The 15,760-nt window shown below is 68.7% G+C and carries 17 protein-coding genes; 9 read left to right on the top strand and 8 right to left on the bottom strand.

Translation table 11 applies throughout. The annotated features are described in order from the left end of the window. Window positions 1-26: 26 nt before the first annotated feature. Entirely contained in the window at window positions 27-2,576 is a 2,550-nt protein-coding gene (locus IG04_RS0102125; RefSeq protein WP_144065475.1) for a LuxR C-terminal-related transcriptional regulator, read from the top strand. A gap of 380 nt (window positions 2,577-2,956) precedes the next feature. On the opposite strand, the gene IG04_RS0102120 is transcribed toward IG04_RS0102125, so the two are convergent. Together IG04_RS0102120 and IG04_RS0102115 are read right to left on the bottom strand one after the other, a co-directional pair. Next, the gene (locus IG04_RS0102120) at window positions 2,957-3,727 is read right to left on the bottom strand and encodes a DUF3159 domain-containing protein (RefSeq protein WP_051768672.1); all 771 of its coding nucleotides are present in this window, start codon (window positions 3,725-3,727) and stop codon (window positions 2,957-2,959) included. Next, window positions 3,724-4,104 carry an OB-fold nucleic acid binding domain-containing protein gene (locus IG04_RS0102115; protein WP_030474780.1) on the bottom strand — a complete coding sequence of 127 codons (381 nt, stop codon included), beginning with the start codon at window positions 4,102-4,104 and terminating at the stop codon, window positions 3,724-3,726. Before IG04_RS0102115 ends, IG04_RS0102120 begins: the two co-directional genes overlap by 4 nt. Window positions 4,105-4,173: 69 nt before the next feature. Between IG04_RS0102115 and IG04_RS0102110 the strand changes: the two genes are divergently transcribed. After that, window positions 4,174-4,830: an alpha/beta fold hydrolase gene (locus IG04_RS0102110; RefSeq protein WP_030474779.1), complete on the top strand. Its 657-nt coding sequence runs from the start codon at window positions 4,174-4,176 to the stop codon at window positions 4,828-4,830. On the opposite strand, the gene IG04_RS0102105 is transcribed toward IG04_RS0102110, so the two are convergent. Both IG04_RS0102105 and dut read right to left on the bottom strand, forming a co-directional pair. Next, window positions 4,827-5,441: a DUF3710 domain-containing protein gene (locus IG04_RS0102105; protein ID WP_030474778.1), complete on the bottom strand. Its 615-nt coding sequence runs from the start codon at window positions 5,439-5,441 to the stop codon at window positions 4,827-4,829. The two genes, IG04_RS0102110 and IG04_RS0102105, sit on opposite strands and share 4 nt — an antisense overlap. Before the next feature lie 4 nt (window positions 5,442-5,445). Beyond that, a complete protein-coding gene (dut, locus tag IG04_RS0102100; RefSeq protein WP_030474777.1) occupies window positions 5,446-5,919 on the bottom strand; it encodes a dUTP diphosphatase in 474 nt (157 codons plus the stop codon). A gap of 24 nt (window positions 5,920-5,943) precedes the next feature. On the opposite strand from dut, the gene IG04_RS0102095 reads away from it, so the two are divergent. Further along, window positions 5,944-6,405 (top strand): DUF3093 domain-containing protein, encoded by a 462-nt coding sequence (locus tag IG04_RS0102095; RefSeq protein WP_036013246.1) that lies wholly within the window; start codon window positions 5,944-5,946, stop codon window positions 6,403-6,405. 78 nt (window positions 6,406-6,483) lie between these two features. On the opposite strand, the gene IG04_RS0102090 is transcribed toward IG04_RS0102095, so the two are convergent. Further along, complete coding sequence (locus tag IG04_RS0102090) at window positions 6,484-6,783, bottom strand: DUF4193 domain-containing protein (protein WP_030474775.1); 300 nt, start codon at window positions 6,781-6,783, stop codon at window positions 6,484-6,486. A 420-nt stretch (window positions 6,784-7,203) separates the two neighbouring features. Here IG04_RS0102090 and cei point away from each other — a divergent pair, with 420 nt between their 5' ends. Together cei and IG04_RS0102080 are read left to right on the top strand one after the other, a co-directional pair. Continuing rightward, window positions 7,204-7,920, top strand: coding sequence for an envelope integrity protein Cei (cei, locus tag IG04_RS0102085; protein ID WP_030474774.1), 717 nt, complete (start codon window positions 7,204-7,206; stop codon window positions 7,918-7,920). 31 nt (window positions 7,921-7,951) lie between these two features. Then, window positions 7,952-8,494: a hypothetical protein gene (locus IG04_RS0102080; protein ID WP_030474773.1), complete on the top strand. Its 543-nt coding sequence runs from the start codon at window positions 7,952-7,954 to the stop codon at window positions 8,492-8,494. A gap of 96 nt (window positions 8,495-8,590) precedes the next feature. On the opposite strand, the gene IG04_RS0102075 is transcribed toward IG04_RS0102080, so the two are convergent. After that, entirely contained in the window at window positions 8,591-9,397 is an 807-nt protein-coding gene (locus IG04_RS0102075) for an inositol monophosphatase family protein (protein ID WP_030474772.1), read from the bottom strand. A gap of 117 nt (window positions 9,398-9,514) precedes the next feature. On the opposite strand from IG04_RS0102075, the gene ppgK reads away from it, so the two are divergent. The 4 genes from ppgK (at window position 9,515) to IG04_RS44880 (ending at window position 13,099) form a co-directional block, all read left to right on the top strand. Beyond that, the gene (gene ppgK, locus IG04_RS0102070) at window positions 9,515-10,276 is read left to right on the top strand and encodes a polyphosphate--glucose phosphotransferase (RefSeq protein WP_030474771.1); all 762 of its coding nucleotides are present in this window, start codon (window positions 9,515-9,517) and stop codon (window positions 10,274-10,276) included. Window positions 10,277-10,494: 218 nt separating this feature from the next. Then, window positions 10,495-11,811, top strand: coding sequence for an RNA polymerase sigma factor (locus IG04_RS0102065; protein WP_030474770.1), 1,317 nt, complete (start codon window positions 10,495-10,497; stop codon window positions 11,809-11,811). A 147-nt stretch (window positions 11,812-11,958) separates the two neighbouring features. Continuing rightward, window positions 11,959-12,501, top strand: coding sequence for a helix-turn-helix domain-containing protein (locus IG04_RS0102060; protein ID WP_051768670.1), 543 nt, complete (start codon window positions 11,959-11,961; stop codon window positions 12,499-12,501). Window positions 12,502-12,919: 418 nt separating this feature from the next. After that, a complete protein-coding gene (locus IG04_RS44880) occupies window positions 12,920-13,099 on the top strand; it encodes a DUF7455 domain-containing protein (RefSeq protein WP_030464836.1) in 180 nt (59 codons plus the stop codon). A gap of 61 nt (window positions 13,100-13,160) precedes the next feature. Here the strand turns inward: IG04_RS44880 and IG04_RS0102050 are convergent, their stop codons facing one another. Both IG04_RS0102050 and IG04_RS0102045 read right to left on the bottom strand, forming a co-directional pair. Next, window positions 13,161-14,315 (bottom strand): ROK family transcriptional regulator, encoded by a 1,155-nt coding sequence (locus IG04_RS0102050; RefSeq protein ID WP_030474768.1) that lies wholly within the window; start codon window positions 14,313-14,315, stop codon window positions 13,161-13,163. Window positions 14,316-14,319: 4 nt separating this feature from the next. Continuing rightward, window positions 14,320-15,750: a sugar ABC transporter permease gene (locus IG04_RS0102045; protein ID WP_030474767.1), complete on the bottom strand. Its 1,431-nt coding sequence runs from the start codon at window positions 15,748-15,750 to the stop codon at window positions 14,320-14,322. Window positions 15,751-15,760: the final 10 nt, after the last annotated feature.

Raw genomic sequence — 15,760 nt, 5'->3', positions numbered from 1 at the left:
AGCCGTACCTCGGCACACTGCGAGTCGTGTGGCCGTTCGTGGGCAGGGTGCGGGAGCTTGAGGACGTGATGTCCACGCTCACGTCAGGCAACGGCGCCGCGCTCGTCGGACCCGCCGGTGTGGGCAAGACGCGGCTCACGGACGAGGTAGTGGCACGGCTGGAGCACTCCGGTCTCGCCGTGCGGCGCTGTTACGCGACGGTGGCGACGTCGACCATCCCGTTCGGGGCAATGGCCGCGATGCTGCCCGCTGACATGCGCACGGCGAACCCGCTCGGTCGCGCCGTGGAGCACCTCCTGTCCGAACAGCAGCCGTTGGTGATCGTGGTGGACGACGCGCATCTGCTGGATGACGCCTCCATCGCGTTGCTGAGCCACGTGATCCGGCACGGACACGCACGGGTGCTCGTGACTTCACGGCCGGGTGAAAGCACTGAGTTGTGGCAGGAGGGGCCGCTGCGCCGTTACCCGCTCGGCGACCTGTCGCGCGCCGAATCCGACCTGCTGCTCGAACAAGCGCTGGGCGAGCCGGTCGACGCGCGGTCGGCGGCGCTGCTGTGGTCCGCCAGCGCGGGAAACCCTTTGTACCTCAGGGAACTCGTCATGTCGGGGCGCGCGTTGGGGACGTTGCCCTCAGACGACGGCATCTGGTCGTGGCACGGCGCGATCGAGCTCGGCGGGCGGCTCGCGGAGCTCGTGCGGTCCAACCTCGGCCGGCTGGAACCGTCTCACCGGCACGCGCTGGAGCTGCTCGCTTGTTCCGAACCGGTGGAACTGGACCTGCTGGCGTCGCTCGTGCACGAGGAGGCGCTGGACGACCTGGAGACGCGCGGGTTGATCCGTGTCGTGCCCTCAGGACGTCGCACGGTCGTGCGCCTCGGACACCCGTTGTACGGCAGCCTGCTTCGTGCGACGTGCCCGACGTTGCGCGCGCGGGCGCACCAACGCGCACTAGCCACCGCTCTGGAGGCAACGGGCGCGCGCCGCCGTGAAGACCTCATGCGCATCGCCACGTGGCGGCTCGACGGCGGCTCACCCATCTCGGTGACCCTGCTCGCCGCGGCCGCCGAACAGGCCTGGGCCGCGCAGGACGTGACGCTCGCCGAACGCCTCTGCCGCGCCGCTGTCGAGGCAGGCGGCCTGAACCGGGTCGGACACGTATTCGGCCAAGTGCTGATGCACGGCCACGAGCCGTCGCAGGCCGAAGCGACACTCGCCGACGTGATGGCCGGTCCGCTGTCGGCGGAGGACCTGAGCCACCTCGCCGCGACCCGCTCGATGAACCTGCACTTCGGCCTCGGCGACGCGGACGCCGCCGCTGCGATGCTCGACACCGTCGACGTCCCCGGCCTCCCAGCGGACGTGCACGAGTGGCTGCAGGTCGTCCGGGTCATCTTGGACGCACAGCACCATCACGTGGCAACGGTCCTCGAACGCACCTATCGGCCCGTGGCACCGCAACTTTCCGTCCACATGCAACGCACCAGAGCGTTGTGCCTCCTGCACGCGGGCCGCTATCGCGAGGTCGCGCAGGAGATCACCGCCTACGAGGCTCTGGAGGATCCCGCCGAACCGGACGACGGCGCACTGCGCATGCGGTGCTTCGCACTGGCGTTCGCCGGCCATCTCGCCGACGCGGAAGCCCTCGCGCTGACGATGTACGACCGATCGTTCGACGATCTGGCGTTCACGGGCGCGACATCGCTCTACAGCGTGCTGTCGTTCTGCGCGCGCATGCGAGGCCACGGCTCCCAAGCCCTGCGCCTCGCCCGAGAAGGCAGCCCGAAGTCCCCCGCGAGTCCCCTGATCTTCGACGTCATCGCCTTGGCGAACCTGGCCGGCGCCGCGGCGGTCTGCGGCGAAGTCACCCTGGCCCAGCAGACCCTGGCCCGCGCCGAGAAGGCACGCCGCCCCGCCTGGCGCCGGATCGGGACCACGGTCTCGGTGACCCGCTCCTGGGTTCTGGCGAGCACCGGTGCCATCCGCGCAGCCGCAGACGCAGCCATGGCCGCCGCCGACGAGTGTGCCGAACTTGGCATGCACGGCAGCGAGGCCATGGCACTGCACGATGCCGCCCGCTACGGCGTGGACACGTCCGTGCGCTTGACGGCCCTCACAGCCGTTATGGACGACCTGATGACGAAGGCCTACGCCTCACACGCGACCGCCCTCGCACACGCCGCACCAACCGCCCTGGAAGCCGCGGCAACGGACTTCCAGCGCCTCGGCGCCACCCTCTACGCCGCCGAGGCCCTGGCCGCCGCCACCCGCCTGCACCGAACCCAGGGCAACGCCCGCGCCGCCTCCCAGGCCTCCGCCCGGCAGGCCCTCCTGATGCGCGACTTCGACGGCGTCCACACCCCGGTCCTGCGCGCCGGCGACCTCACCCACCTGACCCGCCGCCAGGCCGAGGTGGCCCACCTCGCCACGTCCGGACTCACCAACCAGCAGATCGCCGAGCGGCTTCACACGTCCAAGCGCACCGTCGACAACCACCTGCACGCGATCTACGGGATCCTCGGTGTGACGGGCCGCGACGAACTGCGCACCGTGCTCGGCCCGGCCCGACCCAACTGATATCCGATATATCGCGCCCGCTCGGCATGGTCGACGATTCCCTTACGACCGCATCGCCGCTGGTCAGAGCCTCGAATGCGTCCCCTCGCCGAGTCGTCGCCACCATCCTGACCACCCATTGCAATGAGTCTTTTGACTTCGTCCGCAAACGTTTTTTGCATCCGGTGGGGCCACGAGGCGAACAGAGATCGGCATCTGCAGCGGCGTCATGGGCGAGCATTTCGCGGCCGAGACTGTCCAGCGGATCCACCTCCCCGTCACGGTCCAACGGGTTGGCGCGAAGGTGCAGACGGCTGTCCTACTCGATCACTGCGACGCGACCGGAAACGACACGGCCGGTGCCCCCGAGAGGAGGCACCGGCCGCGAAGTGTGGAGCGGGTCAGTCTCTGGACTTGTCGCGGGACTCGGCGTCGACGACGCGCTTGAGTTCGTCCATGTCCGGGGTGAGCAGGTCGTCGGCTGTGCGCGCGAGCACTGCCTCCGTCGCCGCTTCGGCATCCGCCTCGGCTCTGGCCTCGGCGGCCTCCTCGGCCGCCTTGAGGCGCTTGTCCGCGCGGCGGACCGCCCAGACCGTGGCGAGCAGCGCGATGGCCATCAGCGGGTAACCCATACCGAGGCGGGCGACGGCGAGCCAGCCGACCTGGTCCTCGTCGTAGAGCCAGCGCTGGACCACGAAGCGGGCGAAGAACACCAGGGCCCACACGAAGGTCGCGATGTCGTAGTCGCGGACCGAGGCCTTGTCGTCGCGCCAGGAGCGGTCTCTGCCGTTGAGGAACGTCCAGATCACGCCGGCGAGCGGCCAGCGCACGATGATCGACAGCAGGAACGCGCTGCCGTACACGACGCTCTGCCAGATGCCGAAGAGGAAGAAACCCTTGGCCTCGCCTGTCTTGTACGCGATGAACGCCGCGATGCCCACGCCGAAGACGGCGGAGATCGCGGGCTGGATGGTGCCCTTGCGCACGGCCAGGACCACGCCGATGACGACGGCGGCGGCGAGCGAGCTGACGATCGCGGCCATCAGGTTCTTGGTCGTGAAATTGACGATCACGAAGACGAGCACGGGCAGCGACGAGTAGAGCATTCCGCTCACGCCGCCCATCTGCTCGAGGACGGTGGGCTGCTTTTCTTCGGTCTTGACTGAAGTCATGAAGCGTTCTGCAACTCGTAATAGGGGTTGTAGAGCACCTTGCGCCCGTCGCGCACGGCGATGCGGCCTCGGGCCTTGATCGTCCGACCAGGCTCGATTCCCGCGATGCGACGGCGGCCGAGCCAGACGAGGGTGACGCCCTCGGTGCCGTCGTAGAGCTCGGCTTCCAGTGTGGCGGCCGCGTCCCGGGGGCAGAGCTCCACGCTGCGGAGCCTTCCGAGGACCGTGACCTCCTCACCGGACTTGCAGTCGCAGGCCTTCACCGCGCCGACGGCCTCCGCTTTTCGCGACAGGTCGTCCGCGTCGAGCTCGGTCACGTCGCTGGTCAAGCGACGTACCAAGCGGCGCCAATAGCCGCTCATCCCCGACTCCTGCATTGCTCAAGTGGCCCCGTGGTGTGGACCGTCTGACAGTGAGGGTACGCACGGGCAACGACAATCTCGGGCGTGCCTGCCGAGACTGTGCTTCTCCTGCCCGGAACCGCCTCTGACGAGGTATTCGTCCGTTCCGTGTTCACCGAGCCGTTGTCGCAGGTCGGTGCCGTTCTCACCGCACCATGTGTCCGCACACTCAGTGAACGGTTGACGGCCCTCGAAAATGCCCCGGCAAGCCACCCGATCGTGGTGGGTGGCGTCTCGCTGGGCGCGCACGTCGCCGCGCGGTGGGCAGTGGCCAACCCGGACCGGTGCGCGGGCCTGATTCTGGCGCTTCCTGCGTGGACCGGCGCCCCGCACGAGGCACCGGCGGCGCTCGCGGCCAAGGCGAGTGCGCAGATCGTCAGGACCCAGGGCCTCACAACGGCGCTCGCCGGCACGACCGGCTGGCTGCACGACGAACTGACGAGGGCCTGGCACGGCTACGGCGACCAACTCGTGCCGCACCTCGAAGAAGCCGCCGAGTCGCTCGCGCCGACGCTCGATGAGCTGAAGTCGCTGGACGTGCCGACGGGCATCGTCGGGTGCACCGATGACCCGGTACACCCGATCGCAGTCGCGCGGGCATGGGCCGAAGCCATCCCACGCGCCGTGCTCGTCACAACGACGCTGAACGCCTACCCGCACGCGTTGGGGCGTGCGGTGCAGGCGTGGCAGCAGGCGCGTTAGCCCTGCTGCTGGATGTGCCGGGCGATCGCTTCCGGCAGCTCGACCGGCAGCGGGGTGCGGGGCGGCATCGGCTGCTCGCCACGCACGACCACGGTGCCGCGCAACATCGCGCGCAGCGCCTGCGAGTTCTGCTCGAAGTGCTCTTCGGGACCGGCCGCGACACCGCGCAGCATCCAGCGCGGGCCGTCGACGCCGACGAAGAGGATCTGCACGCCCTGGTTGCGCGCGGTGATCTCCTCGCCCCACTCGCCGTTCTCGCGGTTGATGCGGGCGCCGTCCTCCTTGAGGCCGTCGATCAGCTCGGCGCCGACCTCCCGCCACAGACCGCCCGACTTCGGCGCGGCGAACGCGCTGACCGTCAGCTGGCCGACGGACGTGAGGACGTGCACGGCACGCACGGAGCCGTCCTGCTGATCCATCTCGACCTGCAGCTGGGCCTCGTCCGGCATCGGGAGCTGCACCGATCCCAGGTCGAGCCGCTCCACGTCGTCCTGGGGAGCGACCGTCGAGTCCCACGGGCCGTCGACGTCGTCGAAGACCTCGTCGTGCTCCGGACCGGTCTCGACCGCCCCCGAGGAGTGACGACCGCGCTTGCGGCGCCTTCCGAACATGCCCCTACCCCTCCGCCTTCATCCGGGCGAGCACCACGTGCCCACCGGTCGAGCCATAGCCTCCCGCACCGCGTTCCGTTTCCGGCAACTCGGTCACCTCGCGGAACACCGCGCGCTCGACGCGTTGCACGACGAGCTGGGCGATCCGGTCTCCACGTGACAGCACGATCGGCTCACGGAGATCATGGTTCACGAGGCAAACGCGAATCTCACCGCGGTAGCCGGAGTCGATCGTGCCGGGTGTGTTCACCACGCTCAGCCCGACCCGCGCGGCCAGGCCCGACCGCGGGTGGACGAAGCCCGCGAACCCGTCGGGCAGCGCGATGGCGACACCGGTGCCGACCACGGCGCGCTCTCCTGGTGGAATGACCACGTCCGACGTGGTGACCAGATCTGCGCCCGCGTCGCCATGACGGGCGTAGGCGGGCACGGGAACCCCCGGATCAAGCCGGGTCAGCAACACCTCGACGCTGGACACGGCGGCCGAGATTACCCTGACGACGTGAGTGAGACTGCCGTGACCGCCACTACGACCTTCCGCGAACGCCTGTACGTGACGTGGTGGATCTGGCCGCTGCCGCTGCTCGCGGCCGCGTTGCTGGCCGCCGAGGTGCACATGGGCTTCCCCGGTGTCAGGTCCTGGCTGCCGTACGTGATCCTGCTCCCCCTGACGGCCGCCCTGATCGCGAAGATGGGGTCGACGAAGGTGGAGGTCGCCGACGGCGAGCTGCGCGCGGGTGACGCGCACATCCCGCTGGAGCTGCTCGGCGACGTCGAGATCATCGCCCCCGAGGACCGCCGCCGGGCCATGGGCCGCGAACTCGACCCCGCGGCGTTCGTCGTGCACCGGGGCTGGGTCAAGCCGCTCGTGCGGGTGCGTGTGAACGACCCGGAGGACCCGACGCCCTACTGGGTGATCAGCACGCGCCGCCCCGACGAGCTCGCCGCCGCGATCAAGTCCTGAGAAACACGGTCCTGAGAAAACACAACTGGGCGCCACCCGTGAGGGTGAGCGCCCAGTTCTTTCTTCGGCGGACTGAACTCAGGCGCAGTCCCGGCAGATGTACGTGCCGCCGTTGTCCTCGGCGAGCCTGCTGCGGTGGTGCACCAGGAAGCACTTCGAGCACGTGAACTCGTCGGCCTGCTTGGGCAGGACCTTGAACGTGAGCTCCTCGCCGGACAGGTCGGCGCCCGGAAGCTCGAAGTTCTCCGCGCTCGCGTCCTCGTCGACGTCGACGACGCCGGACTGCGTCTCGTTCCGCCGGGCTTTCAACTCCTCGAGGGAGTCCTCAGCGAGTTCGTCCGCCTCGCTGCGACGCGGCGCGTCGTAGTCGGTCGCCATCTTCTTCACCCCTGCGGTCTACGGAGACTGTTCGTGTCGCTGGTTAACGCTCCAGCGACCTCTTTTGTGCCCCACGTCAAGGTGACGTAGGTCTCGCACACCCGGCGGGCAAGCCAACCCCCTTGACGTGACCGTCGGCTTGATCGAAATGTGTGCGGAGCGCGCAGAGGGTAGCTCATTGCCCGAGTGCCTCAGCATCGGGTTACCCCTTACCGACCGGACGGGTGACACAACCTTTCTACGCAGGACCGATACCCTGTGCGGGAGCACGCGTGCTCGGCGTGCAACCTGACGCCGGGCCGGTACCGTCCTGACTGTGAGCAATCACGATGGTGCAGTGGGTCACGCCCGTCAGGGCGCGCATCAGCCGGGTTGGGCCTAGGCTGATCTCAGGGGACGGATCACGGGGAGGGCTCGGACGTGGGATCCGCATCGGGAAGCTTGACGCCTTACAAGAGGCGTCGGCCCGTGCCCGCGCTCGTCCTGTTCGCGGTGCTGTTGGTCAGTTCCGTGTTCGTGTGGGTCAAGGTGCTCGGCAACGCGAGCGACGTGGACGCGGCCATCAAGTGCAATGTGCCCGGCAACGTCACGACATCGGTGAGCGCAGCGGCTGATCCGGCCGCGGCCGCGACGCCGCAGGCCCCGCCGCTGGGCACCGTCCTGGAGCACGACGCGCTGGACCGCACGAACCCGGTGCCGGTCGGCGAGGTCACCTTCAAGGTCGTCAACGCCTCGACGCAGCGCAACCACGCGAAGGCCGTCGCGACGATGTTCACCGAACTGGGCCTGAAGCAGGCGGCCGAACCCAGCAACGACGCGATCTACCCGGCGGGCGACATGACCTGCCGCGGCCAGATCCGCTTCGGCGCGCCCGGCGCGTCGGCGGCCAGGACACTGTCGCTGCTGGAACCGTGCCTGGAACTCGTGCGCGACGACCGCCAAGACGCCACCGTCGACATCGCGATCGGCAAGAAGTTCGACGAGGTCAAGCCGAACAGCAGTGCACGCAAGGTCCTCGACCAGCTCAGCGAGTGGGCGGCGCAGCAGCCGGAGCAGCAGGGCGGCCAGGTCGCCGCGGCCACCCCGCCGACGCTCAACGCCGACAACCTGGCCGGCGCGCGCGACGTGACCTGCTGACTCCCGCTCGGCCGCGCGCTACCTTGCGCGCATGGGGGTAGATCTTCTTCCGGACGAGCACGTCCTGTGGCAGGGCAAGCCGGCACATCACTCGGTCTTCTTGAGCCTGGACGTGAAGTGGATCAGGTTCAGCCTCAAGTTCGATGCCGTCAAGATCGCGCTCGTCGCGGGGTTGGTCTTCCTGACGCACGGGTGGACTGACGTCTTCGACAACTGGTCCACCGCCCTCTTGGTGTTGGGCGCGTTCGTCGTGCTTGACCTTCTCTACCTGGCCGAGCCGTTCCTCTGGCGCTACCGGACCCTGCGTCGTACGACCTACTACGTGACCGGCCAACGCGTCGTGTCCGTTCCCGGAAGGCGGGCGCGGTCGGTGAAGCTCGCCGACATCGACGACCTGACCTTCGCCGAGGAACCGGACGCCTCCGGATACATCAGGCTCGACCGGCGGATCATGCCCGGCGGCTACGGCAACGGGACGGTCGCCGAGTTGATCCACATCCCGGACGTGCGCCAGGTCGTCACCCTGCTGTCAACGTTGACGGGCCTCCCTGAATCAACGTCGATTCAACATTGATCGGAGCCCCTCACGGGCCCCTTATGCAAAATACGTTTGCGGACGTCCGCAAACGTATTTTGCACAACCAATATATTAGCGTTCTGACCTGTGGTTTCAGACCTTGCCGTAGCCGGACTCGACGAGTGCGCCGTGCATGGCGTCGGCGATGCCGGGCGCCGCGGCGAACGTCGCGTCCTCCCCCAGTTCGGGCGACGAGCCCGGCAACCGCACGACCGCGCCGGCCTCCGCGGCGATCAGTCCACCGGCCGCCCAGTCCCACCGGCCGAGGCCGTGCTCCGTGTAGGCGTCGAGCCGCCCGGCCGCCACCGAGCAGAGGTCCAGCGACGCCGCTCCGGCCCGTCGCAGGTCGCGGACCCGGCCCGCCATCTGGGCCCAGGCGTCGGCCTGGCGCTGACGCCGCTCCGGCAGATAAGCGAACCCGTACCCCAGCAACGAGAGAGACAAGTCGGTCGTCGAGGAAACGCGCAACGGCGAACCGTCGAGAAACGAGCCGTACCCGCGTGCGGCTGTCCACATGCGGCCGGTGGCGGGCTCGAACACCGCGCCCGCGACGGACACGCCGTCGAGCTGTGCGGCGATCGACACCGAGTACCAGGGGATTCCGTAGAGGTAGTTGACGGTGCCGTCGATGGGGTCGACGACCCACGTCAGGCCCTCGACGACGGCACGACCGTCAAGGCCGCCCTCCTCCTCGCCGAGCACGGGCTCGCCGGGGCGCAACTCGGACAGACGCGTCCGGACGAGTTGTTCCGAGGCGCGGTCCGCCGCGGTCACCACGTCCGTCGAAGTGCTCTTGGTGTCGAACGAGACGACGGCGGAAGCACGCATGCGCTGAACAAGAGCACCCGCTTCCCGTGCGATGGCCGTCGCGGTGTCGACGAGTGGCCGGGGATCGAACACGACCGGTTCCCTCCTACGTCACTAGCACGGGACTATCGGACACCGTCAGGCTAATGTCTGCGCACCACAGGTGTACTGAATCGAAACCAGCAGGATCTAGTAGGAAGGACCACGGGGATGGGCATCACCCGCGGGTTCGGTGTGGACATCGGCGGCTCCGGCGTCAAGGGCGGCCTGGTCGACCTCGAGGCAGGAGCACTGGACGGCGAACGCATGCGGATTCCCACGCCCCAGCCTTCGACACCGGAGGCGGTGGCGGAGGTCGTCGCGGAGATCGTCGAGAAGTTCCAGTGGGACGGCCCGGTCGGCATCACGCTGCCGTGTGTGGTCAAGCACGGTGTCGCCCTCAGCGCCGCGAACGTGGACAAGGGCTGGATCAACTGCGACGCCCAGCAGCTCTTCGCCGCGCGCCTCAAGCGCAAGCCTGAGGAAATCGTCGTGATGAACGACGCGGACGCGGCGGGTATCGCGGAGATGTCGTTCGGCGCGGGCGTGGGCAAGAACGGCACCGTGGTCCTGCTGACGTTCGGCACGGGTATCGGCAGCGCGGTGTTCCTCGACGGCAAACTCGTCCCGAACACCGAGTTCGGCCACCTCCAGGTCGACGGGCACGACGCGGAATCGCGCGCGGCCGCCTCCGTGAAGGAGGAGAAGGACCTGTCCTGGGAGGAGTGGACGCCCAGGGTCACGCGGTACATCAACGTGCTCGAGGACCTCATCTGGCCCGATCTCGTCATCGCCGGTGGCGGTGTGAGCAAGAAGGCGCACAAGTGGTTGCCGTTGCTTGAGGTGCGCACCGAAGTGGTCGCTGCCGCGCTGAAGAACGACGCCGGAATCGTGGGCGCCGCATGGGCCGCAGCGCACGGCCTCAGGCCGTAGTGAGCGTTCGACACCGAAACGTGTCCGACTCGATCTAGCTGCGGGAACGCAGGTGAGAGCGCCTCGAAGCACCTCGGGGCGCAACACCGCGTCACGGACGTCGTTACAATGGAACGCACACCCGCCAAGCAAGATCGGCGGGGAGATCCCCTGAACTCTGGCGACCGAGGTTTCGCGCCCTCTGGTTTGCCTTGAACGACCGTCGCGAAAGGGCGTACGTGGCAGCCGCAGAAACCGCAACCCGACGCTCCAGCTCCGCCGCGAGCGCCGCCAAGACCACCAAGGCGACCGCGGCCGGCGAGGCCGAGGAGAAGCCGAAGCGCAAGACGACCGCTGCGGCAGCGAAGAAGCCCGCAGCCGCCGCCAAGGCCCCGCGCAAGACGGCCGGCAAGGCCGATCCTGCCGCGAAGGGCACCGCCAAGAAGGACGGCGACGACCCCGAGGACATGGGCGCTCCCGGCGCCGAGGACCTGGTCGAGGACGTCGAGATCGTCGACGAGCCCGTCGTGGACGAGCCCGAGGCGGCGGAGGACCCCGAGAACAAGGGTGACTTCGTCTGGGACGAGGAGGAGTCCGAGGCCCTGCGCCAGGCGCGCAAGGACGCGGAGCTCACCGCCTCGGCCGACTCGGTCCGCGCCTACCTCAAGCAGATCGGCAAGGTCGCCCTCCTCAACGCCGAGGAGGAGGTCGAGCTCGCCAAGCGCATCGAGGCGGGTCTCTACGCCGCCGAGCGCGTGCGCCGCTCCGAGGAGGAAGCGGAGAAGCTCACGCCGCAGCTGCGCCGTGACCTGCGCTGGATCGTCCGCGACGGCGAGCGTGCCAAGAACCACCTGCTCGAGGCGAACCTCCGTCTCGTCGTGTCGCTGGCCAAGCGCTATACCGGCCGCGGCATGGCGTTCCTGGACCTGATCCAGGAGGGCAACCTGGGTCTGATCCGCGCGGTCGAGAAGTTCGACTACACCAAGGGCTACAAGTTCTCCACGTACGCCACCTGGTGGATCCGTCAGGCGATCACCCGCGCGATGGCCGACCAGGCCCGCACCATCCGCATCCCGGTGCACATGGTCGAGGTCATCAACAAGCTCGGTCGCATACAGCGTGAACTGCTCCAGGACCTGGGCCGCGAGCCCACCCCGGAGGAGCTCGCCAAGGAAATGGACATCACGCCCGAGAAGGTGCTGGAGATCCAGCAGTACGCGCGTGAGCCCATCTCGCTGGACCAGACGATCGGCGACGAGGGCGACAGCCAGCTCGGCGACTTCATCGAGGACTCCGAGGCCGTCGTCGCCGTCGACGCCGTCTCGTTCACGCTGCTGCAGGACCAGCTGCAGTCCGTGCTCGCGACGCTGTCCGAGCGTGAGGCGGGCGTCGTCCGGCTGCGCTTCGGCCTCACCGACGGCCAGCCGCGCACCCTGGACGAGATCGGCCAGGTCTACGGCGTCACGCGTGAGCGCATCCGCCAGATCGAGTCCAAGACGATGTCGAAGCTGCGTCACCCGTCGCGTTCGCAGGTCCTGCGCGACTACCTCGACTAGGTCTTACCCAGTCATACGCACACAGCCCCGCACCGGTTCGGTGCGGGGCTGTCGTGTTTCGAGAATTGAGTACCCCTGTACTCATGTGCCGCCAATGGATCCCCGCCAGCATCAGTTCCGAACAACGGAACGAGGGGGCACGAAACCATGGGCAGATCGGTACTCGAAGGGGCTTTCTCACTGCTGGACGAACTGATGGACGAGGGTGAGCTGGGGCTCACGCAACTAGCTGCACGCTGCGAAATGCCGAAGACGACGGTGCACCGCCTGCTGGAGCAGATGGAGGTCCTCGGCGCGGTGGAGAACGTGCGCGGCCGCTACCGCATCGGCGCGCAGATGTTCCGGTTCGGGCAGGCCTGGGAACCTGCTCCGGGCGTACTGCGGGTGGCGCGGCAACCGTTGCGGGCACTGTCCGCGACGATCAGGACGTCGACGATCCTCGCGGTACCGCGGCTCGACCGGGTGCTGGTCGCGGCGGCGAGCATCGTGCGGGCCGAGGACGTGACCCGGTTGCGGCCAGGGGCGACGGTGCCGGCGGGCATGGAGTTCGTCAGCGCACCGGTGCGCACGCCGTCCAGCAGCGTCATCGGCACCGTCTCCGCGGTCCTCGACAACGGCCGCAGCGCCACGGCCCTGAGAGAGGCCGTGGGGCACACCGCACGAGCGATCAGCGCAGCCCTCGCGAGCTGATCGGACAGGCTGGAAGCAGGCATTCGACCGGAATTTTGATCACGGTTCCGCGTCCGAATCGTGGGACGTTCGTGACCTGTTCGCGGAGGGCGGACAAGCGCAACCGTTATCACACTCCCGGCCGCACGCAACCGACCGAATGGCCCGAACACGCTGCTCCACCAGCGGGTTTCCGGTCGCTCAGCGTGCATGTCAAGACGGTGAACCGGTGGCGAACACATGTGTGGGCGTGCTGCAGGCGGGTAAATCGCATAGTGACGCGAGTCGCCACGTACACGGGAACACTGACTATCGCCGAAACGTCTGTCAGAGTGGAGGCAGCGAGCACCGCGCACCGGCCAGGGGCGCTGTGGTCGCAGCTTGGTAAGAGGGCACCGAAACACACCGTTTCCGGTGCTGGGACGGAGGGAGATCCATCATGACTGCAGCACTCACCCGCCCCGAGTTGACCGCTGCCGACCGCTGCGACCGCTGCGGGGCTGCTGCCCAGGTTCGCGCCGTTCTCCCGTCCGGGGGCGAGCTGCTGTTCTGCGGGCACCACTCCCGCGCACACAGCGAAAAGCTGCGCGAGCTCGCTGCTGAAATTCAGCAGGGCTGACTTCCACCCCACCTAGCCGCTCGGGGCGGGGACCCTTCTGGGTCTCCGCCCCCTTCGCTTTCTAGATGGCGTCCAGCACGGGTTCGAAGGCCAGCTCAGCCGCTCCGATGAGCTTCGCGTCGCGGCCCAGGGGTGACGTGACGACCTGGGTCCCGCCGACCGCGCGGGAGACGAGACTGCGGACCTGCACGGCGGAGCTCACCGCGTCGACGACGGACGCCGGCAGTGCGGTGTAGAGGTCGCCGAGCACGACCAGTTCCGGGCCGAGGATGTTGACGATGTTCGCGAGCCCCAGCGCGAGCCAGCCGGCGAACTCGTCGAGCACCGACGGGTCGTCCAACGCCCGCAACGCCGCGACGACGGCGCCGCGCGGAGCGTCGTCGGGAAGGCCCAGCGCCCGGCACAGCGCCGGTTCGCCCACCTCGGTCTCCCAGCAGCCGTCGCAGCCGCAGTAGCACCGCCGTCCGGCCGGGTTGACCACCATGTGCCCGAGTTCGCCGACGTAACCGCCGGAGCCGCGCAACGGCTGCCCGGACAGGATCACGCCTCCGCCGACGCCGACGTCCGCGGAGATGTAGACCATGTCCGAGGACTCGCGGGCCGCGCCGCGCACGTGCTCGGCCAGAGCACCGAGCTCCGCGTCGTTGCCTACCTGGACCGGCAGCTTCAGCACCGCCTCCAGGCGTTTGCCGAGCGCGACACCGGTCCAGTGCAGGTTGGGTGCCTCGTGGACGTGCCCGTCGGCGCGTCGCACGACGCCGGGCACCGAGACCCCCACCCCGACCGCGGTGGCGTCGAGGTCGTCGGCCATGAGACGCGCCGACTCGACGATGTGCGTGATGACCTCCCCCGGATCACGCGTCCGGTGCAGGTTCCAACTGTCCCGTCCGAGGATTTCCCCGCCGAGGCCGACGAACCCCATCGCGACGTGCTCGACGCGCACGTCGATCGCGATGACTACGGCGGCGTTCGGCTGGGGCAGGACGAGCAGGGACGGGCGGCCCGCTCCGCTGCGCAGAGCGGGCACGCGTTCGGCGACGACACCGGCTTCGGCGAGGCCGTCCACCAGGGCCTTGATCGTGCTGCGGTTGAGGCCGAGCTCAGCCGCGAGCGACGCCCTGGTGGACGGTCCGTCGATGTGCAGGCGGCGCAGCAGCGCCGTCCGGTTGTGCCTGCGGATCTCGTCGGGACGGGTGCCGGACGTGGGGCCGGTCACCGCGTCATCGAGCCGCGGTGGCCGCCCGGCGGCGGGACAACGCGTCGACGCTCGCGGCGAGCAGCAGGACCAGACCGGTCACGATGAACACGACAGCGGCGGGCTGCCTGAGCAGGCCCATGCCGTTCTGGATGATCGCGAGCACCGCGCCACCGATGACCGCGTCGCGCAGCCGGCCCTTGCCGCCGAACAGCGACGTGCCACCGATGACGGCCGCACCGACCGAGAGCAGCAGCGTGTTGCCGCCACCGGCGTTCGGGTCGACCGAACCGACCTTGGACGAGTACACGATCGCGCCGATCGCGGCCGCCGAGGAGGCGATCACGAACACGCTCATCCGGATGCGCTCGACGTTGATACCCGCGCGGCGCGCGGCCTCCTTGTTGCCGCCCACCGCGTAGATGTGGCGGCCGTAGGAGGTGCGGTCGAGCACGAACGTGCCGATCACAAGCAGGACGAGCACGATGGGAACGACGTACGGCACGCCCTCGATGACGATGAGGTCGGTCGGCGCGCGGTTCAGCGAGAGCGCGTAGGTGATGACGGCGGCCAGCAGCGCCAGGGCACCGATCTTGGTCAGCACAAGCGACGTCGGCTGGGCGACGAGTCCCTTGCGCAGCCGCGAGAAGTGCCGGGTGAGCACGATGGCCGCGTAGCCGCCGACAGCGATGATGAACAGCGCCCACGAGCCCACGAAGTTCAGGTTGCCGTTGGCGACGTTGAAGATCGTGTCGTCACGCAGGCCGAGAGTGCCGCCTTGGCCGATGAGCTGCAGTACGACACCGCCCCACACGAGGAACAGCGCCAGGGTCACGACGAACGACGGGATGCCGACCTTCGCGACCAGGAAGCCCGTGACGCAGCCGATGGCCGCGCCGACGCAGACCGCGAGCAGCATCTCCAGCCATGGATTGGCGGGAATGCCGACCGCGGCGATGACCAGCGCGATGGCGGAGAGCGCCGCGCCGGCCCAGATCTTCATCAGCACCGCGAGGACGATCGCGAGCACCAGCAGGCCGCAGAACACGTAGAACACCGTGTCGCCCATGCCGCCGAGCAGGTTGCCGTTGTGGATCAGGTGCAGGGCCATGACCGACGCGGTCACACCGGACGCGGTACCGGCGGCCAGGTCGATCTCACCGAGCAGCAGCACGAACACCAGACCCATCGCGATGATGGTGATGCTGGCGCCCTGCTGGAGCAGGTTGGCGAGGTTGCCGAGGGTGAAGAACGTGTCGGACAGCGCGCTGAACACGATGAGCAGCACCACGAGCCCGAGCAGCGCGGGCAGCGAGCCGAGCTCGCCGCCGCGGACCCTGGCCCAGTAGTCGCGTACCGCTTCGCCCGTGGACTGGGACGTGGTGTCGATGCCGAAGTCGGAGATCGCGCCCTGCTGGGGGGTCTCGGGCTCGTGCGTTTCGGTGGTGTCGGTCATGCCCGCCTCT

Source organism: Lentzea albidocapillata (assembly GCF_000719115.1).
Taxonomy (GTDB): domain Bacteria; phylum Actinomycetota; class Actinomycetes; order Mycobacteriales; family Pseudonocardiaceae; genus Lentzea; species Lentzea albidocapillata.
Note: the sequence above shows the minus strand (reverse complement) of the source record. Positions and strands in the feature narration are given on the sequence as shown.